The organism is Mesorhizobium sp. M0960 (assembly GCF_040319055.1).
Classification (GTDB): Bacteria; Pseudomonadota; Alphaproteobacteria; order Rhizobiales; family Rhizobiaceae; genus Mesorhizobium.
On sequence record NZ_JAMYNN010000004.1, the window covers coordinates 103,760 to 127,993 of the forward strand.

The 24,234-nt window shown below is 63.0% G+C and carries 27 protein-coding genes; 14 read left to right on the forward strand and 13 right to left on the reverse strand.

All coding sequences use genetic code 11. The features are described from left to right. Positions 1–179 precede the first annotated feature (179 nt). From NKH63_RS11255 to NKH63_RS11265, 3 genes are read right to left on the reverse strand one after another with little or no spacing between them, the layout of a single operon-like run. Positions 180–1,322 carry an extracellular solute-binding protein gene (locus NKH63_RS11255; RefSeq protein ID WP_352917920.1) on the reverse strand — a complete coding sequence of 381 codons (1,143 nt, stop codon included), beginning with the start codon at positions 1,320–1,322 and terminating at the stop codon, positions 180–182. A 20-nt stretch (positions 1,323–1,342) separates the two neighbouring features. Then, positions 1,343–2,503 carry a CaiB/BaiF CoA transferase family protein gene (locus tag NKH63_RS11260; RefSeq protein WP_352909397.1) on the reverse strand — a complete coding sequence of 387 codons (1,161 nt, stop codon included), beginning with the start codon at positions 2,501–2,503 and terminating at the stop codon, positions 1,343–1,345. 3 nt (positions 2,504–2,506) lie between these two features. Next, the gene (locus NKH63_RS11265; protein ID WP_352590334.1) at positions 2,507–3,058 is read right to left on the reverse strand and encodes a MaoC family dehydratase; all 552 of its coding nucleotides are present in this window, start codon (positions 3,056–3,058) and stop codon (positions 2,507–2,509) included. A 189-nt stretch (positions 3,059–3,247) separates the two neighbouring features. Here NKH63_RS11265 and NKH63_RS11270 point away from each other — a divergent pair, with 189 nt between their 5' ends. Continuing rightward, positions 3,248–4,345: a lactonase family protein gene (locus tag NKH63_RS11270; protein ID WP_352917867.1), complete on the forward strand. Its 1,098-nt coding sequence runs from the start codon at positions 3,248–3,250 to the stop codon at positions 4,343–4,345. A 7-nt stretch (positions 4,346–4,352) separates the two neighbouring features. Here the strand turns inward: NKH63_RS11270 and NKH63_RS11275 are convergent, their stop codons facing one another. Beyond that, positions 4,353–5,066 carry a GntR family transcriptional regulator gene (locus tag NKH63_RS11275; RefSeq protein WP_352845821.1) on the reverse strand — a complete coding sequence of 238 codons (714 nt, stop codon included), beginning with the start codon at positions 5,064–5,066 and terminating at the stop codon, positions 4,353–4,355. Positions 5,067–5,324: 258 nt separating this feature from the next. Here NKH63_RS11275 and NKH63_RS11280 point away from each other — a divergent pair, with 258 nt between their 5' ends. From NKH63_RS11280 to NKH63_RS11305, 6 genes are all read left to right on the forward strand, one after another. Beyond that, a complete protein-coding gene (locus tag NKH63_RS11280; RefSeq protein ID WP_352917868.1) occupies positions 5,325–6,413 on the forward strand; it encodes an ABC transporter ATP-binding protein in 1,089 nt (362 codons plus the stop codon). A gap of 36 nt (positions 6,414–6,449) precedes the next feature. Beyond that, positions 6,450–7,739 carry an ABC transporter substrate-binding protein gene (locus NKH63_RS11285; RefSeq protein WP_023716671.1) on the forward strand — a complete coding sequence of 430 codons (1,290 nt, stop codon included), beginning with the start codon at positions 6,450–6,452 and terminating at the stop codon, positions 7,737–7,739. Between the two features lie 197 nt (positions 7,740–7,936). Further along, entirely contained in the window at positions 7,937–8,848 is a 912-nt protein-coding gene (locus NKH63_RS11290; protein WP_352917869.1) for an ABC transporter permease, read from the forward strand. 4 nt (positions 8,849–8,852) lie between these two features. Further along, positions 8,853–9,671, forward strand: a complete 819-nt coding sequence (locus NKH63_RS11295; RefSeq protein WP_023716673.1) for an ABC transporter permease — start codon at positions 8,853–8,855, stop codon at positions 9,669–9,671. Positions 9,672–9,673: 2 nt separating this feature from the next. Beyond that, positions 9,674–10,414, forward strand: a complete 741-nt coding sequence (locus NKH63_RS11300; RefSeq protein WP_023716674.1) for an aspartate/glutamate racemase family protein — start codon at positions 9,674–9,676, stop codon at positions 10,412–10,414. 5 nt (positions 10,415–10,419) lie between these two features. Then, positions 10,420–11,256 (forward strand): GNAT family N-acetyltransferase, encoded by an 837-nt coding sequence (locus NKH63_RS11305; protein WP_352482761.1) that lies wholly within the window; start codon positions 10,420–10,422, stop codon positions 11,254–11,256. Between the two features lie 51 nt (positions 11,257–11,307). Here NKH63_RS11305 and NKH63_RS11310 read toward each other — a convergent pair whose 3' ends face one another. The 6 genes from NKH63_RS11310 to NKH63_RS11335 form a co-directional block, all read right to left on the reverse strand. Then, a complete protein-coding gene (locus tag NKH63_RS11310) occupies positions 11,308–11,454 on the reverse strand; it encodes a hypothetical protein (protein ID WP_352465989.1) in 147 nt (48 codons plus the stop codon). 76 nt (positions 11,455–11,530) lie between these two features. After that, the gene (locus NKH63_RS11315; protein WP_352482760.1) at positions 11,531–12,823 is read right to left on the reverse strand and encodes an NAD(P)/FAD-dependent oxidoreductase; all 1,293 of its coding nucleotides are present in this window, start codon (positions 12,821–12,823) and stop codon (positions 11,531–11,533) included. Continuing rightward, positions 12,820–13,803: a branched-chain amino acid ABC transporter permease gene (locus NKH63_RS11320; RefSeq protein WP_352482888.1), complete on the reverse strand. Its 984-nt coding sequence runs from the start codon at positions 13,801–13,803 to the stop codon at positions 12,820–12,822. Before NKH63_RS11320 ends, NKH63_RS11315 begins: the two co-directional genes overlap by 4 nt. Continuing rightward, the gene (locus NKH63_RS11325) at positions 13,800–14,708 is read right to left on the reverse strand and encodes a branched-chain amino acid ABC transporter permease (RefSeq protein ID WP_352917870.1); all 909 of its coding nucleotides are present in this window, start codon (positions 14,706–14,708) and stop codon (positions 13,800–13,802) included. The genes NKH63_RS11320 and NKH63_RS11325 overlap by 4 nt, the downstream gene beginning before the upstream one ends. Next, on the reverse strand, positions 14,705–15,454 hold the full coding sequence (locus NKH63_RS11330) for an ABC transporter ATP-binding protein (protein WP_023716680.1): 750 nt from the start codon (positions 15,452–15,454) through the stop codon (positions 14,705–14,707). The genes NKH63_RS11325 and NKH63_RS11330 overlap by 4 nt, the downstream gene beginning before the upstream one ends. Then, positions 15,451–16,248, reverse strand: coding sequence for an ABC transporter ATP-binding protein (locus NKH63_RS11335; RefSeq protein ID WP_352493944.1), 798 nt, complete (start codon positions 16,246–16,248; stop codon positions 15,451–15,453). The genes NKH63_RS11330 and NKH63_RS11335 overlap by 4 nt, the downstream gene beginning before the upstream one ends. Positions 16,249–16,375: 127 nt before the next feature. Here NKH63_RS11335 and NKH63_RS11340 point away from each other — a divergent pair, with 127 nt between their 5' ends. The 6 genes from NKH63_RS11340 to NKH63_RS11365 are packed head-to-tail and all read left to right on the forward strand — an operon-like array spanning position 16,376 to position 20,749. Continuing rightward, positions 16,376–17,113, forward strand: coding sequence for a GntR family transcriptional regulator (locus tag NKH63_RS11340; RefSeq protein WP_084642406.1), 738 nt, complete (start codon positions 16,376–16,378; stop codon positions 17,111–17,113). After that, positions 17,110–17,598, forward strand: coding sequence for a DUF3830 family protein (locus NKH63_RS11345; RefSeq protein WP_352482754.1), 489 nt, complete (start codon positions 17,110–17,112; stop codon positions 17,596–17,598). Before NKH63_RS11340 ends, NKH63_RS11345 begins: the two co-directional genes overlap by 4 nt. Next, complete coding sequence (locus NKH63_RS11350; protein ID WP_352482752.1) at positions 17,599–17,952, forward strand: TIGR04076 family protein; 354 nt, start codon at positions 17,599–17,601, stop codon at positions 17,950–17,952. Continuing rightward, positions 17,949–19,004 (forward strand): aldo/keto reductase, encoded by a 1,056-nt coding sequence (locus NKH63_RS11355; protein ID WP_352482750.1) that lies wholly within the window; start codon positions 17,949–17,951, stop codon positions 19,002–19,004. Before NKH63_RS11350 ends, NKH63_RS11355 begins: the two co-directional genes overlap by 4 nt. 8 nt (positions 19,005–19,012) lie before the next feature. Next, positions 19,013–19,441, forward strand: coding sequence for a DUF4440 domain-containing protein (locus tag NKH63_RS11360; protein WP_023716686.1), 429 nt, complete (start codon positions 19,013–19,015; stop codon positions 19,439–19,441). A gap of 48 nt (positions 19,442–19,489) precedes the next feature. Next, positions 19,490–20,749, forward strand: coding sequence for an ABC transporter substrate-binding protein (locus NKH63_RS11365; RefSeq protein ID WP_352482748.1), 1,260 nt, complete (start codon positions 19,490–19,492; stop codon positions 20,747–20,749). A gap of 74 nt (positions 20,750–20,823) precedes the next feature. On the opposite strand, the gene NKH63_RS11370 is transcribed toward NKH63_RS11365, so the two are convergent. The 3 genes from NKH63_RS11370 to NKH63_RS11380 all read right to left on the reverse strand — a co-directional run bounded on the left by NKH63_RS11370 (position 20,824) and on the right by NKH63_RS11380 (position 22,981). Next, positions 20,824–21,741, reverse strand: a complete 918-nt coding sequence (locus NKH63_RS11370) for a sigma-70 family RNA polymerase sigma factor (RefSeq protein WP_352482747.1) — start codon at positions 21,739–21,741, stop codon at positions 20,824–20,826. Positions 21,742–21,763: 22 nt separating this feature from the next. Next, positions 21,764–22,303, reverse strand: a complete 540-nt coding sequence (locus NKH63_RS11375) for a dihydrofolate reductase family protein (protein ID WP_352547478.1) — start codon at positions 22,301–22,303, stop codon at positions 21,764–21,766. A 138-nt stretch (positions 22,304–22,441) separates the two neighbouring features. Next, entirely contained in the window at positions 22,442–22,981 is a 540-nt protein-coding gene (locus NKH63_RS11380) for an Lrp/AsnC family transcriptional regulator (protein ID WP_352482745.1), read from the reverse strand. Positions 22,982–23,029: 48 nt separating this feature from the next. Here NKH63_RS11380 and NKH63_RS11385 point away from each other — a divergent pair, with 48 nt between their 5' ends. Beyond that, entirely contained in the window at positions 23,030–24,211 is a 1,182-nt protein-coding gene (locus NKH63_RS11385) for an MFS transporter (protein WP_352917871.1), read from the forward strand. Positions 24,212–24,234: the final 23 nt, after the last annotated feature.

A 24,234-nucleotide genomic window follows, 5' to 3' on the forward strand; every position in this document is an offset into this window, starting at 1 on the left:
TAGAGCGAAACCAGGAGCACGATGACCAGGCCAAGTGCCGCCTGCACGGTCGAGGGCCGGAAGCCGAGGCCGATCAGGACACGTCCTGTGCGCAGGCTATGGTCGTGACCGATGCAAGTGCGGTTGCGGCCATAAGGCCGCGGATCAGGCTGTTCATGTTCTCCTCCGTTCGGTTGTTTTCAGGCTCCTCCGCCGGCAACGCCGGACACCTGCGTCGAAAGGCTTTCCCGAAACAGGCGATTGAGATCGGCAACGACGCGAGCGGCATTGTGCCTTTCGCTCAGGCCGAGATTGATGCGATCTGACGCCGCCTGCTGGAAGGACATGTAGCCGTCGTGCCGCGGCCTGACCCAGGCACCTTCGAGCGTGGCTCGGGTGTCCTTGTAGAAATTGCCGGTGGCAGCGTTGACGGCGGCATCCTCCCAGGCTGCCGCATGGCCGGGCTGGCCGCCGGCCGAGGCGTAAGGGCCGCGCTGCACGTCACCGCTGGCGATCCAGTAGGCGAAGTCGATGGCCGCCTGCCTGGCCTTCGAAAAAGCTGACACCGCAATGCCGGTCCCGCCGAGCGCCGAGCCTTTGGGGCCGGCATTGCCCGCGGCCGGGATATCCGCGAAAGCCAGGCGGTTGGGTCGAAACCCGGCGATGGCATAGGAGACATAGCCATAGATCAGCGGTGCACAGGCGATCCGTGATCCCGATCCGGCCATTTGCTCCAGAACCGCGATCGGATCCATGCCAAGGCATGCCGGATCGACGAGGGCCGCGATCTCGCGCATCATCTCGAAAACCTGCTTGCCCGTTGCCGGATCCACATGGTCGCCGGGGCCTTCGCCGGCGGGCCGGCCGAGATTGCCGGCAAGCGTGTAGAACACCATCAGCGCATGCGGCGGCCTGAGCGGCAACAGCACGTGGCCTTGCCGGGCCAGATCGAGCGCATCGGCCCAGTTCGCCGGTGCAGCCGAAAGCATGTCCGGCCGCCAGGCCTCCACCTGGCTGGCCGCGTCGATCGGAAACGCCCACTGCCTGCCTTGCCAGTTGTAGCTCGGATAGGACCGGCCGACGCTGCCCGTCGCAAGTGCTGCACGTTCGGCGTCCCGGCCGGCCACATCGAGCGGCGTCAAACAATTCTCGGCGGTGATCTGGCCGACATGCGGATGGTCGATGACGATCAGATCATAGGCACGGGCCAGTTCTTCGACCGGGAAGGATTCGAAATCCTGCAGCGAGCGCTTGTCCCATTCGATGGCGACGCCGGTGCGTTCCGTCCACAGCGCCGAACAGGCGACCATCGGATCATAGCCGCGCGGATGGCTCCAGGTCATGCCTTTGAGCGTCACGTCGCTCACAGCCCGAACTCCTCGCGGATCTTTGCGCTGTGCTCGCCGATGCGTGGCGCGGCCCGCTCGACCTTGGCGCGGATGCCGTCGACCCTGAGCGGCGAGCGCGTGGTGAGGATCGAAACGTCATCCTCGCGCGTCACCGTCTGCAGCATGTCGAGAACCTTGAAGCCTTCGCTGGCCATCATTTCCGGCCAGGTCAAAACCTTGGCGCACCAAATGTCGGCGGGCTCGAGGATGGCAAGCCATTCGTCGACCGTCTTGGTTCCGATCTTTTGCGCGATGATCGCCTTGATCTCGTCGCGGGCGGTGAACCAGGTCGACGGCTGGTCGCGGTAGGGCGCAAGCTCTTCGAGGCCCAGAAGATCGGCCAGCTTCGATATCGGCGTCATGGCGATCGCCAGATAACCGTCCTTGGCCGGATAGACGCCGTAGGGCGCCGACAGATAGGCATGGGCGCTGCGGAAAGATGACCGCCGCGGCAGCCGGCGTCCGTCATTGAGATGCGTCGTCAGCACCTCGAACTGGAAGTCGACCAGTGCTTCGAGCAGGCTGGTCTCGACATGGCTGCCCTTGCCGGTCACGCCGCGCCGCACCAGTGCGGCAAGGATGCCTTGCGCGGCGGCGGAGCCGGCCAGCATGTCGGCGATGGCCAGCCCGAAGGGCACCGGCCCCTGGTCCTCGTCGCCGTTCAGCCACATCACGCCGGAGCGGGCCTGCGCCAGCAGATCCTGCCCGGGCCGCTTGACCCAGGGGCCTTCCTCGCCATAGCCGCTGATCGAGGCATAGACCAGGCGCGGATTAATCTTGCGCACCGCCTCGTAATCGAAGCCCAGGCGTTCGATGACGCCGGGCCTGAAATTCTGGATCAGCACGTCGGCCTTGGCCAGCAGGCCGCGCAGCGCCGCAAGATCGGCCTCGTCCTTCAAGTCGATGGCAAGGCTTTCCTTGGCGCGGTTGATGGCATGAAAAATGGTGGAATCGCCACCGATCTCGGTGTCGCTGAGATAAAGCCGGCGCGACAGGTCGCCGCCATCCGGCCGTTCTATCTTGATGACGCGGGCGCCGAGGTCGAGCAGTCTGAGTGAACAGTAAGGCCCGGACAGGAACTGGCTCATATCGACGACGATGAGCCCGGTCAGCGGCAGTTCGGCAATGGCAGCCATTGCCTATCTCTCCGTCTTGCCGGCGAAATCGGCCGGATTGCGGTACTTCACCGTCTGCAGGTGCTCGCAATAAAGCACGAGCTCGCCTTCGCCCTTGAAGACTTCATAGCTGGCGCGGATCAGCCCCATTTCCTTGTATTTCGGCTTCTTGTCGAGGTTGGAGCGGATCGAATAAATCGTGTCGCCGATGAACACCGGCTTGATGAAGCGCAATTTGTCGTAGCCATACGAAAAGGCGTTGATGCAATTGGTGGCGACGAGCCCGAGCCCGGCCGAGAACACGAAGGCGCCGGCGACCAGCCGCTTGCCGAAGATGCCTTCCGTTTCGGCGAACATCTGGTCCTGCACGTATGGATGGATGTCGAGCACCAGCGTATTGAAGAGATGGCTGTCGCCCTCGGCAATGGTCCGGCGCAGCGAACGGATCTTCTGGCCGACCGGCCAGTCTTCGTAGAACCAGTTCTCCGCGTTCCAGACGGGAAGGTCGGCGTGTTCCTTCGGCATGTTGGCGGGGTGTGTCGATGCCACGCCCACGGTTGGCGCGAAACCGCTCATGACGACTTTCCCGGGCAGCGGGAATCGTCCATCAGGGCGCGCCGCAGACCAGCGAAATGCATGATCGATCCTCCCGTCAATCTTCTTTTGTGAATAGTATTTTCACATATGGGGTTGTGTTGCAAGCGAGTCTCGGCGAAATTTTGCTGCGATCCGCGGCGGCCAACGCCGGCGGAACAGGAGGAAATGATGCAGAATGCCTGTCTGGTTTTCGTCGGCAGCCTCAATCGCGACGCCCCATATTTTCAGGGCGCGCGCGGCGTCGGGCTGGGCGTCTATAGTTTCGACGAGGGGGCGCTGGAGACGAAGAAACTGGCCGAGACGGGAGGCATCGACAATCCGACCTTCCTGTCGGTGACGCCGGATGGCTCCTACATCTACGCCAATTCCGAAGTGTTCACCTGGCGCGAAGGCGTGGTCTCGGCCTACCGTTTCGACAGGCAGGCCGCCACGCTGTCCTACATCAATAAGCAGCCGACGCTGGGCAGCATAACGGCGCACAACACCATCACGCGCGACCGGACGAAGTTATTGGTCGCCAATTACGGCATGGGCGAGGGTGGCCCCGATCGCTCGGTCGTGGTCTTCGGACTGCGCGACGATGGCGGCCTGACCGCGCCATTGTCGAGCGTCGCCCATAGCGGGACCGGACCAGACCTCGCACGCCAGGAGCGGCCGCATGCCCATAGCGTAACCGAGACGATTGCCGGCGGTGTTGCGATCGTCGCCGACCTCGGCATCGACCGGCTGGTGTCCTACCGCATCGGCTCAGACGGCAGCCTGACCAAACTGGCCGAGTCGGCGCTTGCGCCCGGCGCAGGTCCGCGCCATCTCGCGCTGCATCCGGGCGGCCGCTTCGTGTTCGTCATGAACGAACTGGATTCGACGGTCGTCTCGCTGGCGCTGGACGAAGCATCAGGCAAGCTTACAGTGGTCGACAGCAAGCCGGCCGTGCCGGCCGAGGCACGCGACGGCAATCACTGTGCCGACATCCAGATCTCGCCCGACGGCCGCTTTCTCTACGGCTCCAATCGCGGCCATGACAGCATCGCCGTGTTTTCGATCGACCAGCAAACCGGCAGGCTTGCCCTTGTCGACTATACGCCTTGCGGCGGTGCCACGCCGCGCAATCTGGCACTGACGCCCTCGGGCGGCCATCTGTTCTCGGCCAACCAGAATGCCGACCGCATCTCGATTTTCGCCCGTGATGCCGCAACCGGCCGGCTGACCGACACCGGCCGATCTATCGGCATCGGCACGCCGATGTGCGTGAGGATCGTGCGTTGACGCGATCTCAGAACTCGAGCGCCTGCCTGAGTGCCGGGCCGCTCCTGACGCGCAAATCGAGGTCGGCCTCGATATGGTCGATGTGGTGCAGCATCAGCGCGCTGGCGCGTTCGGCATTGCCATTTTCCAGCGCATCGAGGATCTGCGTGTGCTCGTTGTGGCCGCAGCTCGAGATACCCGAGCGGCCATAGAGCGCGATCACCAGAGATGAACGAGCGACCAATTCCTCCATGAAGCGCTGCAGGATGACGTTTCCCGCGACCGACGCCAGAAGCAGGTGAAAATCCCCCGACGCCTTGATCTCCGATCGCCTTGCGTTCGGTCCGCGTTCGGCGATGAAACGGCCCTCTTCATCGAGCTGGGCCTTGAACGCAACGACATGCGCCGGCGTCATCCGCCCGGCGGCGGCAATCGCGATGCCGGGTTCGATCAGCCGGCGCGAAGCAAAGACCTGCCGCGCTTCCTCCGGCGACGGATTGGCGACGAAGGCGCCGCGATTGCGCTCGGTGCGCACCAATCCCTCGAAGGAAAGCATCTGCAGTGCGGCGCGCGCCACGGTGCGGCTGACATCGAACAGCGTGCCGACTTCGCCTTCGGAAAGCTTGGTTCCGGGCGCCAGCCGGCGATCGACGATCGCGTCGCGCAACTGGTCGCGGATCGCCTGCGCGCGATCCTCGTTGGCGGCCTCGATAGCAGGGAAAGTCTGGTCGGCAATGTTCATGGCGGTGATCCTGCGTACTTCTACCCTGAATCGCATCGCTTGGACGAGAGACAAAGTGAATACAGGGATGAAAAAGATTGCATGCGATTTTTGCGAGGATCGGCGGCGATCGCCTATAATTTGTGCATTGCACAAGGATGCCATATCGGCAGCCATGTCGATGCAGCCCTGATTTCTTCGAGGATTCAGTCGGTTGGTGCGGCGGCGCGGAACTGGCACGCATGATGCTTTGGCTAATCCGACCAAAGGGGAAGCTGGATGTCCAAAGCCGCCGAAATCGACATTGTGTCCGTTTCGAAAGTCTATGGCACGACGACTGCCGTCGAAGGCATCAGCCTGAAAATCCCTGCGGGAACCTATTGCTGCCTGCTCGGTCCGTCCGGCTGTGGCAAGACCTCGACGCTGCGCATGATCGCCGGGCACGAGAGCATATCGAGCGGCGATGTGCGGCTCGGCAACACAGTGGTCACCGACCTGCCGCCGGCCAGGCGCGGCACTGCCATGATGTTCCAATCCTACGCGCTGTTTCCGCATCTCGACCTGATCGACAATGTCGCGTTCAGCCTGAAGATGAAAGGCGTCGGCAAGGAGGAGCGCCGCGCCAAGGCACTCGACATGCTGAAGCTGATGCAGATGGAGGCATATGCCAGCCGCCGTCCGGCGCAGCTTTCGGGCGGCCAGCAGCAGCGCGTTGCTCTTGCGCGCGCACTGATCACCGATCCCGAGGCGCTGTTGCTCGACGAACCGCTTTCGGCGCTCGATCCGTTCCTGAAGATCCGCATGCGGGCCGAACTGAAGAAGCTGCAGACGTCGCTCGGCATCACTTTCGTCCACGTCACCCACAGCCAGGAAGAGGCGATGGCGCTGGCCGACCTGATCGTGGTCATGAACGACGGCCGTATCGAGCAGGCGGCGCACCCTCGCACGGTGTTCGAGCGGCCGGCCACGGCCTTCGTCGCTCGTTTCATGGGCGACCACAATGTCATCTCCGGCCGCGTCACCGGTAGTCGTGACGGCATGGTTGTTTTCGATGTGCCCGGCGGTGTCACGCTCGCCGCCAGCGGGCAGGGCAGGGCGACCGGGGAGCCCATCGACATCGCCATTCGCACCGACCACGTGCGGATCGGCGAGCCGCCGGCGGCGGGGCTCGGCTTCACCGGCATCGTTTCAAACGTCGAGTACCGCGGTTCGACCGTGAAGCTCTCGGTCAATGGCGCGGGCATCGAGGATTTCACGGTGATCGTCGACGACACCAGCTTCTTCGCCAGCCCGGTTGCCGTCGGCGACGCAGTGCCGATCGCCTGGGACGCCGAGGACGCGATCGTCCTTGGCCGTCTCGATTCCTGAAATCCAGCATAACCAACCAAAACAGGGGAACTGAACATGACCAACACCACAGACAAGAAGACTGGAATATCGCGTCGCTCGCTGCTCAAGACAGGCGCCGCCGCCGTCGGTTTTGCCGCCGGTTCCGGCGCCATATCAGGCTTTCCAACCATCTGGGCGCAATCGAACATCACGTTGCGCCAGTTCGGCACCGGCGTGTCCAACCTCAATGCCATCGCCGACAAGTGCAAGGCGGATCTCGGCATCACGCTGGAGATGACGGCAACCGATTCCGATGCCGCCGCCCAGCGCGCGGTAACGCAACCCGACAGCTACGACATCGCCGATATCGAATACTGGATCTGCAAGAAGGTGTTTCCGACAGGCGTCCTGCAGCCGATGGATGTCACCAAGCTGAAATACTACGACGAGCTCGTGCCGCTGTTCAAAACCGGCAAGCTGACGCCGGACAGCGTCATCGCCCAGGGCACCGCGCCGCACACGGTCGGTTACGTCGAGGCGCAGGACAGCAAGGTATTCGCCAAGGCGCCGACCAATTGGTTCACCATGGTGCCGACGATCTACAATGCCGATACGCTCGGCATCCGCCCCGACCTCGTCGGCCGTGACATCACCACCTGGGCCGACATCATGGATCCGGCCTTCAAGGGCAAGACAGCCATCCTCAACATCCCGTCGATCGGCATCATGGATGCGGCGATGATCATGGAAGCCACTGGCAATATCAAATATGCCGACAAGGGCAACATGACCAAGGAGGAGATCGACAAGACGATCGATTTCCTCATCAAGGCCAAGCAGGACGGCCAGTTCCGTGCCTTCTGGAAGTCCTTCGACGAAAGCGTCAACCTGATGGCTTCAGGCGAAGTGGTGATCCAGTCGATGTGGTCGCCGGCCGTGGCCGCGGTCCGCTCCAAGGGCATCGCGTGCCGGTTCCAGCCGCTCAAGGAAGGCTACCGGTCCTGGGGTGGCGGGCTTGGCCTGGCAGCCCATCTCTCCGGCGCCGAACTCGATGCCGCCTATGAATACATCAACTGGTACACGTCCGGTTGGGTGGGCGGCTACCTCAATCGCCAGGGCTACTACTCGGCCAACATGGTGTCGGCCAAGAAGTTCATGTCCGAGGACGAATGGGGCTACTGGATCGAAGGTAAGCCAGCAAAGGGCGATATCCTGTCGCCGGACGGCAAGGTCATGGAAAAGGCAGGCGCCGTGCGTGACGGCGGCTCGTTCGAAGAGCGCATGGGCAAGGTCGCCTGCTGGAACTCGGTCATGGACGAGGACCGCTATATGGTAAAGCGCTGGAACGAGTTCATCGCTGCTTGATGCCCTCTGCCTTCTCCCCTTGTGGGAGAAGGTGGATTGGCGCGCAGCGCCAAGACGGTTGAGGGGTGCTGGACGGAGCACTGTTGGTGCCAAGCTGGAACACCCCTCATCCGACCGAGCTTCGCTCGGCCACCTTCTCCCACACGGGGAGAAGGGAACACCCCTCAGTCGCATCGCCGACTTGGACCGAGAGATAGATGGCAGTAGCGCTCGAACAATCCACGCACGTTACGTCTGCGAAGCCGGCCAGACCTAGGCGCTCCTTTGCCGGCGTCGCACCCTATCTCCAGGCGGCACCGCTGGCGCTGATCCTCGGCGCGTTCCTCCTGTTGCCGATCCTGATGATCGCCGTGGTCTCATTCTGGGACTACGATTTCGCGGCGATGTATCCGGATTTCCTGACCACCAACTATGCCGACACGCTCGGCTCCTGGGTCACCTGGAAAACCTATCTGAACACGCTGAAATACGCCGCCATCGTTTGGGCGCTGACGCTGTTCATCGGTTTCTGGGTCGCCTATTTCCTCGCCTTCCACATCAGAACCACAGCCATGCAGATGGTGCTGTTCCTCGTCTGCACCGTGCCGTTCCTGACCTCCAACATCATCCGCATGATCTCGTGGATTCCAGTGCTTGGCCGCAATGGCCTGGTCAACTCGACGCTGGTGGAGATGGGGCTGATCCCGAAGCCGATCGAATGGTTGCTCTATTCCGAATTCGCCGTGGTGCTGGCCATGGTGCATCTCTATACGCTGTTCATGGTGACGCCGATCTTCAACACGCTGATGCGCATCGACAAATCGCTGATCGAGGCCGCGCGCGACGCCGGCGCTTCCGGCTGGCAGGTTCTGTGGAACGTCGTCATCCCGCTTGCCAAGCCCGGCATGGCGATCGGCACCATCTTCGTCGTCACCCTGGTGATGGCCGACTTTTCGACGGTGCAGGTGATGTCCGGCGGCCAGAGCGCCTCTGTCGCGCTGATGATGAAAAACCAGATGTCGCTGCTGCAATATCCGGCAGCCGCCGCCAACGCCGTCGTGCTGCTGGTGCTGGTGCTGTTGATGGTCGCGGGCATCCTGCGCATCGTCGATATTCGCAAGGAGCTGTGAGGCGATGAGCCACGACAAGCGCACCTTCGAATTCTACGTGCTGGCGGCCTTCTTCGCGCTTTTCGTGCTATTCCTATACGGCCCGCTTTCGGCGATCCTTATCCTGTCCTTCCAGGGCGAGAATGGCGGTCTGACGTTTCCGTTGAACGGCGTTTCGCTGCACTGGTTCGCCAATCTGTTCGAGCGCCAGGCGGTCGGCGATTTCGGCGGCAGTTTCAAACGCTCGCTCGTCCTTGGCCTGATGGTGATGATCGTCACGGTCGTCGTGTCGCTGCTTGCCGGCCTTGCCTTCCGGCAGAAATTTCGCGGCGCAACTGCCTTGTTCTATCTGGCCGTCGCCAGCCTCGTCGTGCCGTCGATCATTATCAGCCTCGGCATCGGCGTCGTCTTTCAGCAGGTCGGCTTCCGCCCCGCCTGGTACACGTCTGCTTTCGGCGCCCATCTGACCTGGACCTTGCCTTTCGGCGTGCTGATCATGTTCGCGGTCTTCAACCGGTTCTCGCCGGCCTATGAGGAAGCCGCGCGGGATCTCGGAGCATCGTCGTGGCAGACCTTCGCCCATGTCGTTCTGCCGATGATCGCGCCCAGCCTGATCGGTGTCGGCCTGTTCGGCTTCACTCTGTCATATGACGAGTTCGCCCGCACGCTGATGACCTCGGGGACCTTCAACACGCTGCCGCTCGAAATCTACGGCATGACGACGAATGTGACGACGCCGGTGCTCTATGCGCTCGGTACAGTGACGACCGTGTTTTCCTTTCTGGTGATCCTGCTGACGCTCGGCGCAATCGTCTATGTCGGCCGCCGCCGGGAGCGTGCCTGACAGTGCAGATCCTCGTCGTCAATCCAAACACCACCGCCAGCATGACCGAGACTATTGCGGCGGCGGCCCGATCGGTCGCTGGTCAATCGACGAAGATCGTTGCCGTCACCTCGACGATGGGCCCGGTTTCGATCGAAGGCTATTACGATGAAGCGCTTGCCGTACCCGGCCTGCTGGTCGAGATCGCTGCCGGCGAGCGCTCAGGCGCGCAGGCTGCGATCATCGCCTGTTTCGACGACACCGGCCTCGACGCCGCACGCGCCATGGCCAACATTCCGGTCATCGGCATTTGCGAGGCAGCGCTCAGCACGGCCTCGTTCATCGCCCAGCGCTTCACCGTCGTCACCACCACCGGACGCTCGCACGTGCCGGTCGAAGGGTTGGTGCAGCGCTATGGCATGGCGGGGCGCGCGCGCGTGCGCGCTGCCGATATCCCGGTTCTTGCCCTCGAAGATCCGGCATCCGATGCGCTCCTGAAGCTGCGCAACGAGATTGCGCGCGCCATCGACGAGGATCGCGCCGAAGCGATCGTGCTCGGCTGTGCCGGCATGGCCGACTTGGCGGCCGCGCTGCAGCGGGAATTCGGGCTTCCGGTCATCGACGGCGTCGGCGCCGCAGTCAAGCAGGCCGAGGCCTTGATAACGCTTGGCCTGACGACATCCAAGCGCGGCGCCTATGCAAGCCCATTGGCAAAGCCCTATCATGGTGCGTTGAAGTCCTTCGCGCCTGATGCCGCCGAGTGATCGCAATGCCCCGAACGATCCGAACGCTCGCACGTGAAGAAATGCAAACCCTTGTCGATTGGGCGGCGGCGGAAGGCTGGAACCCCGGCCTCAGCGACGCAGCGCTGTTCCAGACAGCCGACCCGCAGGGCTTCATCGGCGCCTTTATCGACGGCGAGATGGCGGCCGGCATTTCAGCCGTTGCCTATGGCGAGGAATTCGGCTTCATCGGCCTGTATATCTGCCGGCCGGACAGGCGTGGCCAAGGCCATGGTAAGGCCGTTTGGGATGCCGGCATGGCGCGGCTCGACAACCGCACGATCGGCCTCGACGGCGTCGTCGAACAACAGGCCAACTACCGCAGCATGGGTTTTGCGCCGGCCTACCGGACGATACGGCTCATGGGGTCGTCGAATGCCCCGGCAGCCGCCGGCAGCGACATTCGCGCCGTAGGGCCGGAACTCGTGCCGGACATACTGGACTATGACCGCCGCTTCTTTCCCGGCCCGAGGCGATCCTTCCTGGAGCACTGGCTGCGCCCGCCGCATATGGCCCATGCGATCGTCAAGCACGGCGCCATTGCAGGATATGGCGTCGCGCGCCAATGCCGGGACGGCTGCAAGATCGGCCCGCTCTTTGCCGACAGCCTGGATGCAGCGAGCCGTCTCTTCGCCGCACTCGCGCACATGTCCGGTCCCGGAAACGTCCATCTCGACGTGCCCGAGACCAGCGGGCAATTTGCAGATTTGCTGTCGTCCGCCGGCCTTCAACCCGGCTTCGAGACAGCTCGGATGTACAAGGGAAGGGCGCCGCAGCTCATGCAGTCCGGGGTTTTTGCGATAACGACGTTGGAGCTTGGCTGAAACGGTGCAAGCCGACGTCTAGCGTAAAGTCGGGCAACACGAATATCTGGTCTATTTTTCCTGAACCGAAATGCCGGAATCGTCGATACGAAGTTCCACGCCTTTCGGCTTAGTCTCCTCGCGATAAACATAGATGCCCAAGGCAATGACGGCGACGGCCAAAGCGCCGATGATGAGATAAAGATAGTTCTGCTTCATCCGCTGTCGTTAACAACATGATGTGAGCGAGTCTAGCAGTTCGGGTATCAGGACGACGGACGGACACGCGCGTCGATCAGCCATCCAGCCGGTCGCGCAGCATGCTCCAGGGGAGCACCATGTTTGGTGCATGCCGCATCAGGCTGTGGAACGGGATCGGCGACGACGGTCCAAACGGCAGCGGCAAATCCTGAGGCTTTGTTCCATCAGCCCAGTCGGCAAGCACCTTGCCCATGGCAGTCGTCATGGCGATGCCGCGCCCATTGCAGGCAAAGCCCGCAACCAGGCCGGGGCCGAGATCGACGAGGCGCGGCAGGAAGTCGGGCTCGACTGCAGCCATGCCCGACCAGCTGTAGTCGATCGGCGGCATTCCCGGGAGATCGAGATGCCTGGCAAGCCGTCGCCAGATCGCCCGCGGCACCCGCGTGTCGGCACCGGGGCCAAAAACATGCATGCCGCCGGTTATCAGCCTGTTTTCGCCATCGAAGCGGAAGGTGAAAAGATTGCGCCTGGTGTCGCCGACGCCTTGCCCGCCCGGAAGCAACCGGGTGCGGTATTCGCGCGGCAGCGGCGCCGTCGCGATCTGGAAGATCTTCAGTGGGAAGTAGGTTCGCTGGAGCGTACGCTCGAGCTGTCCGCCATAGGCGTTGGTGGCGACCAGCACTTTTTCGGCACGGACCGAACCGGAGGCCGTCTTCAGAGTCCAGCCACCCCCTGTCCGCTCGATCGATTTAACCCGCGTATGTTCGAAGATGCGCGCACCGGCCTTTTCCGCCGCGTCGGCCAATCCGCGCGCATATTCGACCGGATTGAGGACGCCACCCGATCTGTCGATCCAGCCACCGAGATAACCGCGAACCCCGGTCAGCTCTTCGACCGCCTGTCTGTCCAGCGCGACAGTCTGTCTTCCGCGTTGTGCCCATTGTTCGGCGCGCGATCTGGTCTTTTGCAAAGCGGCCGGTGAATGGGCTGGTTGTATCCAGCCGCTCTGGACGGCATCGCATTCGATGGCATGCCGCTTGATCAGGGCAAAGACGAGGTCGGCGCTGCCGGCGGCGAAATCGACAAGGCGTTCGCCGCGTTCGGGCCCAAGCTGGGCAATGATATCGTCGGGGTCTCTTTTCGCGAAATTCGGCACGACGAAGCCGGCGTTCCTGCCGGTTGCCCCCCAGGCGATGATTTCCGCCTCGAGGACGGCCACCGAGATGCCTCTTTCGGCGGTGTGCAGCGCGGTTGAAAGGCCCGAAAATCCGCCGCCGACTATCGCCAGATCGACATCGAGTGCACCTTCGAGCGCCGGCCGGTCGCGGCGGTTGCGGCCGACGGCGTGCCACAGCGAAAGGCCGCGTGGCACGGCAACGTTGCTCATGACCGTGCAGCGCTCTCGTCCGGAGCCGCTTTCGCGCCCTTGCCGAACCTTGCGCGTCGCGGCCTGTCGCCGAACAGGCCGTTCGGCCTGACCAGAAGGATGACGCACAGCATCACGCCGATGGCGACGATCTGCAGTGAGGCGGCGCGGGCCTGCTGTTCGGGCGAGAACAACACACTCGTCAAGGCTCCTGATCCGGCCCAGATCGCCCAGACCAGGATACTGCCGATGACGGCGCCGATATTGCTGCCCGAGCCGCCGACGATCAGCATCACCCAGACCTGGAAAGTCAGCGCCGGCAAATAATTGTCCGGGGCGATGAAGCCGGTGAAATGCGCCTGCAGCGCACCGGCCAGCCCCATGATGGCGCCGCCGACGGCAAAGGCCTGGACCCGGTAGAACCGCGCGCTTTTTCCCAGGGATATCGCGGCCCGCTCATCCTCGCGAAGCGCCTTCAACACGCGCCCCCACGGGCTGCGCGACAGATGCTCCAGCGCGAGATAGACGATCAGCGTCACCACCGAGACGACGGCAAGATTCGACAGGTTGAACAGTAATGGGGTTTCGGCAAGACCGCCGAACGGACGCGGAATGAAGCCGATGCCGAACGGGCCGCCGGTCAGCGTCTGGGCATTGAGAGCCACCAATTGCACGACGACGGCGACGCCAAAGGTGGTGATCGCCAGATAGTCCGATCTCAGGCGCAGCGTGGCGATGCCGGTGATGGCGGCGGCGACACCGCCCACCAGCATGGCGCCCAGCCAGCCGACAAGGATCGGCAGATCGAAGCCGCCGAGTCGCGCGGCATCGTCGGGCGTGGTCAGCAGTGCCGAGGTGTAGGCGCCGATGGCAACGAAGCCGGCGACCCCGACATTGAAAAGCCCGGTCAGCCCCCATTGCAAATTGAGCCCGAGCGTGACGAGCGAAAAAATCAGCGCGGTGGTCAGGAAGAAAGCGCCGTAGCCGAGCAGATCCATCAGCGTTCCCCCACTCCGAAAAGGCCGATAGGCCGCACGAACAGCACCGCCATCAGGATGATGAAGGAGATGGCCGCCCGCCATTCGGCGCCGATCAATTGCACCGCGCCGGCTTCGGCCAAACCGATGATCAAGCCGCCGAGAACGGCGCCGGGTACACTGCCGATGCCGCCGAGGATGGCGGCCGCGAACATCGGCAGCAGCATCTCGAAACCCATGAACGGGCGGATCTGAATGAGAATGCCGATCATGACGCCGGCGACACAGGCCAGCCCCCCGCCGATGATCCAGGTGACGCGCACGACTTTGGCGACGTCGATACCGACAATGCGGGCAAGTGCCGCGTTCTGGCTCAACGCCTGCATCGAGCGGCCGGTCTGGGTACGCGTCATCAAAAGATGTACGCCGAGCACCAGAACGGCGGTCAGCAGCAGCAGCGCGATTTGGTCCAGGGTGATGCGAATGCCGAAGCCTATCGGCATGGCGATCTGGATCGCCCGGCTGAAATAGGTCGGACGCGAGGTGAAGATGAATTCGAGCAGGCTTCTCAGCGCCATCGAGGCGCCGAAGCTCGCCATCACCACGATGATCGCCTGGCCCTTGGCGCGCAGCCGCGCGAACAGCACCATGTCGAGCGCCAGCGCAAGCAGGCCGGTGGCCGCCATGCCGATGATGAGCGCGACGATCAGCGGCCAGCCGAAGGAGAGGGGTGCGATCGGCGCGATCTTGCCGAACATCGCGCCGATAGCGCCAACCACGGCGAGCGTCGCATAGGCGCCCCAGGCCATGAAGTCGCCATGGGCGAAGTTCGAGAAGCGCAGGATTGAATAGGTGAGCGTCACGCCGATGGCGCCGAGGCCGATCATCGAGCCTGCCAGCAGCCCGTCGGCGACGAATTGCAGGTTCATGCCGCGCCTCCTTTTCCAAGGTCGGGGCGGCGCTGGCCAAGATAGAGCTCGGCGACGACAGGATCGTTCCAGAGCTCGGAGGCGATGCCCTGGTGCCGGTCCTTGCCCTCGACCAGCACGTAGGCGCGATCGCCGATCGCAAGCGCTGCCTTGGCGTTCTGTTCGACCAGCAGAATGGTGACGCCGGATTTGCGGATACCGGCCAGCATCTCGAACACCATCGCCACGAATTTCGGTGACAGGCCGGCCGACGGTTCGTCGAGCACCAGCACCGTGGGATGGACGATCAACGCCCGGGCGACGGCCAGCATCTGCCGCTGTCCGCCCGAGAGATTGCCCGCGGCCGTTCTGCGCTGACGGGCGAGATCGGGAAAGGCCGCATACATTTCCTCGATGCGGGCAGGGATCTCGCGCGGCCTCAGGATGCCGCAGGCGACCTTCAAATTGTCCTCGACCGACATCAGCGGGAAGATGTTTTCGGTCTGCGGCACGAACGCAAGGCCAAGGCGGACCATGGTGTGGGCGGGCGCCGCCGTGATGTCCTTGCCGTCCAGCAGCACGGTGCCGCCGGTGATCGGGACAAGGCCGGCGATGGCCTTGATAAGGCTCGACTTGCCGGCGCCGTTGGGACCGAGGACGACGACGATCTCGCCCTGGTCGACGGTGATCGAAGCGCCGCGCACGATCGGCACGCCGGGCTCATAGCCGGCTTCGAGACCGCGGACGTCGAGTACCGTTTGGCTCATGCAGCGCCTCCGAGATAGGCCTCGATGACGCGCGGGTCGCGCGCAACCTCGTCCGGAGTGCCCTCGCACAGCAGCTGGCCGCTTGCCATGACCAGCACCCGGTGGCAGAGCCGCGTCACCATGTCGATATTGTGCTCGATCAGCAGGAAGGTGATGCCGCTTCTGTTGATATCGCGGATGCGGTCGATGATGACTTCAAGAAGCGTCGCATTGACGCCGGCCGCAGGTTCGTCGAGCAGGATGATTGCCGGATCGGCCATCATGACGCGGGCCAGCTCGAGCAGCTTGCGCTGGCCGCCCGAAAGCACGCGCGCCGGCTCGTGCGCCAGGCGGGCGAGCGTGACGAGCTCAAGCAATTCGATGGCTCTCGTCTCGGCCGCCCGCTCTTCGGTGGCGACCCGCCGCGGCGTCAGGAAATTGGCGAGCAGTCTTTCTCCGGCCTGCCCCTGCGCGGCCAGCATGACGTTTTCGATCAGTGTCAGATTGGGCAAGGGCCGGGGGATCTGGAACGTGCGGCCAAGGCCGCGGCCGATGCGGCGATGGGCAGCTTCCCCCGACACCGATACGCCGTTGAGAAGGATTTCGCCGCTGGTCGGCAGGATGCTGCCGGCCAGCAGGTCGAACATCGTGGTCTTGCCGGCGCCGTTCGGACCGATAAGGCCAAGTATTTCGCCTGGCTGGACGTCGAACGAGACATTGTTGACCGCGACAAGGCCGCCGAAGCGTCTGACGACGTTCCTGGCCGTCAGAACCGGCGTGCGGATCTCCTCCTGCCGTTCCGTCGTGTCGCTCATCAATCCCTCTGGCCGAAAGCGATCTTCGGTTGCCTATGATTTGATTTGTGATCACACTTGCTTTGATCACGCTATTCGGCTTTAATTTCTTCCGCAAGCCGAAAACGGGCCAAGACCGGGACTGCCCATGCAGAAGGCCGCCATCGAACGGAATAACGAAACGATCGCAGCCCAGCTTACGCCGGTCGGCCGCGAAACCGTGCAGGATCGCGTCTATTCGGAGTTGCGCCGTGCCTTAATCGGCGGCCTTTTTGAGCCGAGTCAGGTGCTGACCATCCGTGGCCTCGCCGACGCGCTGATCACCAGTACCATGCCGGTGCGTGAGGCGCTCGGGCGGTTGATCACCGAGAAGGCGCTGGAGGCGCTTCCCAACCGCTCGGTGCGCGTGCCGCCTATCACGCTGGAGCGTATCGACGACCTCTTGCGCGCCCGCTCCCTCATAGAGGGCGAAGCGATAGCACTTGCCGCTACACGCATGAATTCGCGCCAGATAGCCACGGTCGAAGCCATGCTGGGCCAATGGGACGAGATGCGGGCGCTGAAGCACAAGAAGGATATCGACCGCGAGGCGACGCTCAACCAGAGCTTCCACTTCGAGATCTACCGATGCTGTGGCTCCGCCGTGCTGATCCCGATGATCGAGAGCCTGTGGCTGCAATCCGGGCCGTGCATTCGCGTGGCCATTTACGCATTTTCCGATGCCGGTGAAGTCGATACCGCCCACTACCATCGTAGTATCGTCGCAGCGCTTTCCAGGCAGGATGCCCAGGCAGCGCGCGAGGCGCTGGTGGCGGACATCAGCCGGCCCTTCGCCTTCCTGCGCGACAAGCTCCAATCCGCAAGCAAAGAAGGATTGAGGGCATGACGACGCCTGGCATCAGGATCACCGAGCCACGCTCGAAGCTTTCCGTGACCGCGCTGCTGTTGCCTGAAAAGGCGCCCGACAACGCCGCCTTCCTGCTGGCCTATCTCGAGCAGCCGCGCGTCGTTGCCGGCATCCATGCGATGTGGACCGGGCCGGAAATCTCCTGCCCGGTTCCATCAGCCGAACTTGAGGGCCAAACCTATGCCAGGCCCTTGCCGGCGGAGAACGCAACGCTAACGCCGCAGCCGGGTGACATCGTGTTGTCCTACGTGCCGCCGCGCATGTGGGGCGGCAACCCGAATGCCATCTTCGACATCGGCTTGTTTTATGGACCGGGCGCGCGCTTGCTGTTCCCGATCGGCTGGCTTGCCGGAAGCGTCGTCGCGCAGGTGCGTCCCGAAGAGCGCGATCAATTCGCTGCCGCCTGTGGCGCGATCCGCCGCAACGGCGCCTGTGACATCACCTTCACCCGGGTGGAGATCTGAATGGCCGACGACAGTTTCGAACTCTTCGACCTTCGCGTCGAGGCGGTCGTCCCCGAGGGCAAGCCGATCTATTGCGGTGCCAAGGCCGGCGACTATTTCGAGTTGAAGGGCGAGATGCTGTCGATGCCGACGGGGCAGGGCTTCTCGATCTATTCCATTGCGGCAGTGTTGCCGCTTCTGGCCGCAAAGCAACGCCCGACCCACAGGAACGACTGGATGACTTCGGATGCCGAGATCGCCTGTCCAGATCCCAATTGCGCCAGCCGGCTCAGGATCGTCAGGACCGGCAAGCGGTGGTTCAGTCATTCAGAAACCACGGCTGTGCCGCTGCCCAAGGAGACTGACCAGAGATGACCGCCAAGGCGTTCGAGCTCAGCCCCGGCTACACGATCTCGCGCGTCATTCGTGGCGGCTGGCAGCTTGCCGGCGGGCACGGCGCGATCGACCGCCAACAGGCGGTAACCGACCTGATCGCCACGTTCGACGCCGGCATCGGGACCTATGACTGTGCCGACATCTATACCGGCGTCGAGGAACTGATCGGTGCCGCGCGCCTGCGGCTTGCCAATGAGCGCGGCCTCGACGCCGCCGCCAAGATGAAGGTGCACACCAAGCTGGTGCCTGACCTCGAAAGGCTTTCCAGCATCAGCCGCGACTACATCAGCAGCATCGTCGACCAGTCGCTGCGGCGGCTGAAGACCGAGCGGCTCGATCTCGTTCAGTTCCATTGGTGGGACTATGCGCTGCCGGGCTACGTCGATGCGATGGGCTGGCTCAACGACCTGCGTCTCCGAGGCAAGGTGCGCAACATCGGCACCACCAATTTCGACACGCCGCGGCTGGCCGAGATCCTGGCCGCCGGCGTGCCGCTGGTCAGCCAACAGCTGCAATACTCGGTACTCGACCAGCGGCCGGCCAACAGCCTTGCGGCGCTCGCCAGCCAGCACGGCGTCAGTTTCCTCTGCTACGGTTCGGTGGCGGGCGGCTTCCTCAGCGAAAAATGGCTAGGCGTTGCCGAGCCTCAAACGCCACTCGAAAACCGGTCGCTGGTCAAATACAAGCTGATCATCGACGACTTTGGCGGTTGGGAGCTTTTCCAGGAGTTGCTTCGCACACTGAAGGCCGTCGCCGACCACCACGGCGTCGACATCGCCACCATCGCCAGCGCCTGGGTGCTGGAGCAGCCGCAAGTGGCGGCCGTCATCGTCGGCGCCCGCAACCAGGCGCACGCCCTTGCCAATGCCAGAATCATGGACATCGCGCTCGATGCCGACGACCGGGCGAGGATCGCTGCCGTGATCGCGCAAAGCCGTGGGCCGCTGGGCGACGTCTACACATTGGAACGCGACCGTCACGGCCGCCACGGCTCGATCATGCATTACAATTTGAATGCAGGCAGGAAATGAGCGCGGCCATGGACGAGAAGCCCTCCTTGCTTTCCCGCGCCAGTGCCGAAGTGGTCGATCTCCACCGCTTCTTCGTCGACTGGTTCAATGCGGCGAGTGCGGACAATGCAGATTTCAGCCGCTTCGAACGCGTCATGGGCGAAGGCTTCTGCATGGTTGCGCCGGACGGTCAGGTCCTCGATCGTGACGCGGTGCTCGACCATGTCAGGGCAAGCCGCGCCACCTCTGATGGCGATTTCAGTATCTCGATCGAGGATATCCGGGCCGGCTGGCAGTCAGACGACACGATCGTCGTCTGTTACATCGAAGCACAGCAGCGCGGGGGCAAGCACAGCCGCCGCCGCTCGAGTGCGGTCTTCACCACCAGCTCATCGGCGCCCAACGGCGTCGAATGGCGACATCTGCATGAAACCTGGCTGCAGATGCCGGAAGACTGAACAGGCTCAAGGCGTCAATGAGAGTCGTGTAACGAAAGGGGAACAACAATGAAAAAGACCATACTTCAGATCACCACTGCGCTGGCTCTGGTGACAGCGGCCGGTGCAGCGCAGGCCGCGGATTGCAAGATCACGGTCGGCCTCGTCATGGAACTGACCGGTCCCGCCGGCGAATACGGCCAGGCCGGCGCAAAATCGGTCGAAATGGCCTTCCGCGATATCAACGAGGCGGGCGGCGTGCGCGGCTGCGACCTAGCAACCGACACCCGCGACAGCCAGAGCCAAGGCAACATCGCGGTCGATGCCGCGACACAACTCGTGCAGGTCAAGAAGGTGCCGGTGATCATCGGCGGCATCATTTCCTCGGTGTCGATCCCGATCCTGACCTCGGTCACCGCTCCGGCCAAGATCGTCCAGGTGTCGCCTGCTTCCTCGTCGCCGACGCTGACGGCGCTTGGGCGCGACGGCAAGACCAACGGCATCTTCTTCCGCACCATCACATCTGATGCGCTGCAGGGTGTCGCTGCCGCCAAATACGCCATCGACAAGGGTTTCAAGAAGCTGTCGGTCATCCACGTCAACAACGACTTCGGCGTTAACATGGTGGCGGAATTCTCACGCGCCTATAAGGCGCTCGGCGGCACCATCGTCTCCGACACGCCCTACAATGAAAAGCAGTCGAGCTATGCCTCGGAAGTGACCGCGGCGATGGCCGGCGAACCGGACGGGCTTTATCTCGTCAGCACGCCTGTCGACGGCGCGACCATCGCCCGCACCTGGATTTCGCAGGGCGGTGTCCAGAAGTTCCTGCTCAATGACGGCATGAACAGCCCGGACTTCATCGAATCCGTTGGCGCGGATTACCTGAAGGATGCGTACGGCACTTCCTCCGGCACCAGCCCGACCGCATCGACCGAGTATTTCACCAAAAACTACAAGGAATTTTCGGGCATCGAACCCTCGAACCCGGCGGCCGATCGATCCTATGATGCCGGCGCCATCGTCGGCTTGGCCATCGCCATTGCCGGCTCTGAGGATCCGGCCAAGATCAAGGACGCGATGTACAAGGCGGTCGACCCGGCCGGCACGCCGATCTATGCCGGCAAGGACGAGTTCGCCAAGGCGCTCGGCCTGATCAAGGAGGGCAAGCCGATCCGCTACGAAGGCGTCATCGGTCCGGTCGCCTTCGATAAGTATGGCGACATCACCGGCCCGTTCCGGCTCTGGAAGATCATCGACGGCAAGGTGACGACCGACGGCGAAATGACGACGGATGACGTCAACGCCTTGCAGGCGAAACTTCAGTAAGCGCCTATGCCCCGTCCGGCATCGATCCCATTTCATTGAGGTCGATGCCGGACACTTGCAGGTCCTGCTGCCGGTTAGGCCGGCCCGGAAACGACCACCGCACCAGCGGCCGGCATGATCCAGGGGCAGGCATAGTAATCGGTGACGCGATTTATGATCCCGCCAGCGGCTTCGATCCGAACCGGATGGGCCGGCTTCCAACCGTCTTCGCCATGGTGAAGCACGAGCAGCACCGCCTCGCTATCGATTATGCCAATCGCCATTTTCCAGGTCGTCGAGGCTCTTTCGTATTCAACGAAGTAAGGTGATTCCGATAGCCTTCCCTTGAAGCAATCCGCGACTTGCAATTGGGCATCCGCGCTGGTCAGCGCCCGTACCCCGTCCCAGTCGCGGCGATTGAACAGTTCGACATAGCGGCTGAGCAATTCCAGAAGTTCCGGATCGCGCTGGGGCTCCGAACGGACGATTGGCTCGCCTGACAAGGCGGCCAATTTGGAGCGGCCACGGCTCAACGCGGCCTTGACGCCACCCACGGTCGAGCCGACGAGATCGGCGATCTCTTCCAGCGAATAGTCGAAGACATCCTTGAGCAGGACGCAGGCGCGTTCCTTGGGCGGCAGGTGGATAACCAGCCGTTCGATCGCGCGATCCGCGCCGTTGCCCACCGGCTCGACCGGCAGGATGATCTCGTCTTCGACGAAATTGGCCTCCGCATGCTGACGCACCTGCCGGCTTCGCAGGAAATCGATGCAGCGATTATGTGCAATGCGAAACAGCCAGGGGCGAAGAGCACTCGCATCGTCCAGCTTCTCGATCTTCCGATAGGCCTCGAACAGCGCCTCTTGCATCACGTCTTCGGCGTCGAGCGTCGAACCGGTCATGCGTGCACAGTAGCGGTGCAGCCGCCCACGCAAATGCGCGACTGTCTCCAGGAAGCCGGCGTAGCGGACGTCGAAAAGCCCGGTCGGGTCAAGTCTTGGCTGCATCTTCATGGGCATTCAATTCGGCGGCGGATCACAGCGGGACATAGGTCAGCGTAATGACGCCGTTCTTGAAACGGTGCGTATCTATAAGCTCCAGCTTGACCAGGGATGGGTCGACATCCTGGAAAGCGCGTTTGCCATGCCCGACGCGGGTCGGCACGATCGAGAGTTGATACTCGTCGACAAGCCTGTTGGCGAGCAGCGTCTGGTCGAGATTGCTCACTCCATACTTCAGTATGTTGCCGCCGGCCTGTTGCTTGATCCTGGCAATTTCGGCAGCGACGTCGCCTTCGATCAGCGATGCGTTCCAGCTCACCTCCTTGAGGCCGCGCGACGCAACGAGCTTCTTCAGTCCGTTCATGCGGTCCATGTACTTGCTGCCTTTGACCTGCGGCCAGCGCGCCGAAAACATTTCATAGGTGATGCGGCCGAGCAGGAAAAAATCGGCCTCGCCGGCCTTTTCATAGGAGTGCTCCTTCATCTCCTCGTCGAAGAAGGGCGAGGCCCATTCCATTGGCGCTTCGATGACGCCGTCCAGCGAAATGAAGCTGCCCACGATCAATTTTCTCATCGCATATCTCCGGTTGCGCACAGGCGTCCCGTGAGACCCAAGAACCGGCGAAAACGAAACGGCCCGATGGATAACCACAGGATGCAGTCTCTAGGACGTTCCCGGTTCGACTTTGGATACGCGTGAGGATCGTTTGAGTTAATAGAGCGGCTTGGCCATGTGCCGGGGCGTCGGCCACTCCGTCGTAATCCCCGGCTGCACTGGCCGCTCCAGATAGGTCGATAGCACCACGTAACTTCGCGTCGAGGTGACGCCGGGTGTTTCGTAGAGGCGCGACAGCAGGCCTTCGAGCGCCCGCGTGTCCTCGGTGCGGACCTTGATCAGCATGCATGTGTCGCCGGCCACCGAATGGATCTCCTCGACTTCGGGATGTTCGGAAATCGCCATCAGCTCCGGCGTCTTTCCCCACCCCTTGGTATCGATATGGACGAAGGCGAGCAGCGGCTTGTGTACCGCCTTGGGATCGATGATGGCCGCGGTGTTGCGGATGGCGCCACTTCGCCGCAGGCGCTTGACGCGTTCATGGACTGCCGGCGGCGAAAGGCCGACGCGGTCGCCGAGCTCGGCATAGCTGATCGTCGCGTCGTCGACCAGGACGCCTAATATTTTTCGGTCGATTGCATCGATATCGCGGGCGGCAGGCCTGTTCTGCGGAATGCCATCTGTTTCTTCATCCATATTAAAATTCCCGATTGATGCAGAATTTAATACGGCCATTATTGCCATATGTCGAACAGTGATCAAGTCGCCACATTCGCAGCGGCCCCCAAGCCGCCAATCCCGGCACTCGCTTACCTGCTGACCGGGTGCATTGCCGTGATCGGCTCGAACTCGCTTGTGCTCGGTCCGATTGCACCGGCGGTGGCCGCGTCGTTCGGCACAAGCGTGCCGGCGGTCATGATCGCGTCCGCCGCGTTCGGGCTCGGTACGTCGGCAAGCGCCTTGTTCCTAGCGCGCTACATCGACCGGCTCGGCGCCCGCCGCATGCTGCAGGGAGCGTTGCTGCTGCTGGCAATAGCGCTCGTCGCCAGCGCTGCGGCGCCGACGGTGACGGCGCTGGTCGCGGCCCAGCTTCTCGCCGGCATTGCTGCGGGTGTCGCCATGCCGGCAATCTATGCCAGCTCCGCCGCGATTGCGCCGCCCGGTCGTGAAAGCGGGACCATCGGCGTCGTGCTGACCGGCTGGACGCTGAGCATGGTCGCCGGCGTTTCGCTGTCGGCCGTACTTGCCGACCTGGTGCATTGGCGCGCCGTGTTCGCGGCGGTCGCGGTGCTCGCAACACTCGCATTGGCCAGCCTCACGTTGACGTTGCTCAGCGATGTCAGGAAGAGCGGTCCGGCACCGACGCCGCTGGGCGCCTTGGGTGTTCCCGGCATAGTGCCGCTTCTGGTCGCCTGCGCCGCCTTCATGACGGCGTTTTATGGCGTCTATGGCTATCTCGGCGATCACCTTCACAACGGCCTGGGACGGCCGGTCAGTGCCAACGGGCTGGCCGCGCTCGCCTATGGCGCCGGCTTTGGCACGGCGGCACTTCTTGACGGCGTCATCGATCGTCTGGGCGCGCGGCGGGTCATGCCGTTTGCCTATCTGCTCGTCGCGCTCGTCTATGTCGCGATTGCTGCGGCAAGTGGCAGCTTCGGCCTGACCATAGCGATGATAGCCGTCTGGGGCCTTGCCAATCATTTCGGGCTGAACGTCCTGGTGATGCGCCTATCGGCGCTCGACCCTGCGCGCCGCGGCACGATCATGGGTTTGAACAGCGCGGTGACCTATCTCGCGGTGTTCGTCGGCACCACGGCGTTCGGGCCGCTTTATTCCACGTTCGGGTTTGCGGCATCGGCGGTGGTTGCAGCCTTGCTCATGCTGATCGCTGCTGCGGCAGTGGCGTGGCGTTCGCCGAAGCTATAGCGCAGCAAGGCTTGCGTCTCGGT

Excerpts from the sequence above, each read along its gene's own strand:
- NKH63_RS11315 (WP_352482760.1), bottom strand. The coding sequence starts at position 12,823 with ATGAGCAACGTTGCCGTGCCACGCGGCCTTTCGCTGTGGCACGCCGTC.
- NKH63_RS11345 (WP_352482754.1), top strand. The coding sequence starts at position 17,110 with ATGACGACGCCTGGCATCAGGATCACCGAGCCACGCTCGAAGCTTTCC.
- NKH63_RS11330 (WP_023716680.1), bottom strand. The coding sequence starts at position 15,454 with ATGAGCCAAACGGTACTCGACGTCCGCGGTCTCGAAGCCGGCTATGAG.
- NKH63_RS11270 (WP_352917867.1), top strand. The coding sequence starts at position 3,248 with ATGCAGAATGCCTGTCTGGTTTTCGTCGGCAGCCTCAATCGCGACGCC.
- NKH63_RS11310 (WP_352465989.1), bottom strand. The coding sequence starts at position 11,454 with ATGAAGCAGAACTATCTTTATCTCATCATCGGCGCTTTGGCCGTCGCC.
- NKH63_RS11385 (WP_352917871.1), top strand. The coding sequence starts at position 23,030 with ATGTCGAACAGTGATCAAGTCGCCACATTCGCAGCGGCCCCCAAGCCG.
- NKH63_RS11260 (WP_352909397.1), bottom strand. The coding sequence starts at position 2,503 with ATGGCTGCCATTGCCGAACTGCCGCTGACCGGGCTCATCGTCGTCGAT.
- NKH63_RS11280 (WP_352917868.1), top strand. The coding sequence starts at position 5,325 with ATGTCCAAAGCCGCCGAAATCGACATTGTGTCCGTTTCGAAAGTCTAT.
- NKH63_RS11335 (WP_352493944.1), bottom strand. The coding sequence starts at position 16,248 with ATGAGCGACACGACGGAACGGCAGGAGGAGATCCGCACGCCGGTTCTG.
- NKH63_RS11290 (WP_352917869.1), top strand. The coding sequence starts at position 7,937 with ATGGCAGTAGCGCTCGAACAATCCACGCACGTTACGTCTGCGAAGCCG.
- NKH63_RS11275 (WP_352845821.1), bottom strand. The coding sequence starts at position 5,066 with ATGAACATTGCCGACCAGACTTTCCCTGCTATCGAGGCCGCCAACGAG.
- NKH63_RS11365 (WP_352482748.1), top strand. The coding sequence starts at position 19,490 with ATGAAAAAGACCATACTTCAGATCACCACTGCGCTGGCTCTGGTGACA.
- NKH63_RS11255 (WP_352917920.1), bottom strand. The coding sequence starts at position 1,322 with ATGACCTGGAGCCATCCGCGCGGCTATGATCCGATGGTCGCCTGTTCG.
- NKH63_RS11325 (WP_352917870.1), bottom strand. The coding sequence starts at position 14,708 with ATGAACCTGCAATTCGTCGCCGACGGGCTGCTGGCAGGCTCGATGATC.
- NKH63_RS11340 (WP_084642406.1), top strand. The coding sequence starts at position 16,376 with ATGCAGAAGGCCGCCATCGAACGGAATAACGAAACGATCGCAGCCCAG.
- NKH63_RS11375 (WP_352547478.1), bottom strand. The coding sequence starts at position 22,303 with ATGAGAAAATTGATCGTGGGCAGCTTCATTTCGCTGGACGGCGTCATC.
- NKH63_RS11265 (WP_352590334.1), bottom strand. The coding sequence starts at position 3,058 with ATGAGCGGTTTCGCGCCAACCGTGGGCGTGGCATCGACACACCCCGCC.
- NKH63_RS11350 (WP_352482752.1), top strand. The coding sequence starts at position 17,599 with ATGGCCGACGACAGTTTCGAACTCTTCGACCTTCGCGTCGAGGCGGTC.
- NKH63_RS11380 (WP_352482745.1), bottom strand. The coding sequence starts at position 22,981 with ATGGATGAAGAAACAGATGGCATTCCGCAGAACAGGCCTGCCGCCCGC.
- NKH63_RS11285 (WP_023716671.1), top strand. The coding sequence starts at position 6,450 with ATGACCAACACCACAGACAAGAAGACTGGAATATCGCGTCGCTCGCTG.
- NKH63_RS11370 (WP_352482747.1), bottom strand. The coding sequence starts at position 21,741 with ATGAAGATGCAGCCAAGACTTGACCCGACCGGGCTTTTCGACGTCCGC.
- NKH63_RS11360 (WP_023716686.1), top strand. The coding sequence starts at position 19,013 with ATGGACGAGAAGCCCTCCTTGCTTTCCCGCGCCAGTGCCGAAGTGGTC.
- NKH63_RS11355 (WP_352482750.1), top strand. The coding sequence starts at position 17,949 with ATGACCGCCAAGGCGTTCGAGCTCAGCCCCGGCTACACGATCTCGCGC.
- NKH63_RS11305 (WP_352482761.1), top strand. The coding sequence starts at position 10,420 with ATGCCCCGAACGATCCGAACGCTCGCACGTGAAGAAATGCAAACCCTT.
- NKH63_RS11295 (WP_023716673.1), top strand. The coding sequence starts at position 8,853 with ATGAGCCACGACAAGCGCACCTTCGAATTCTACGTGCTGGCGGCCTTC.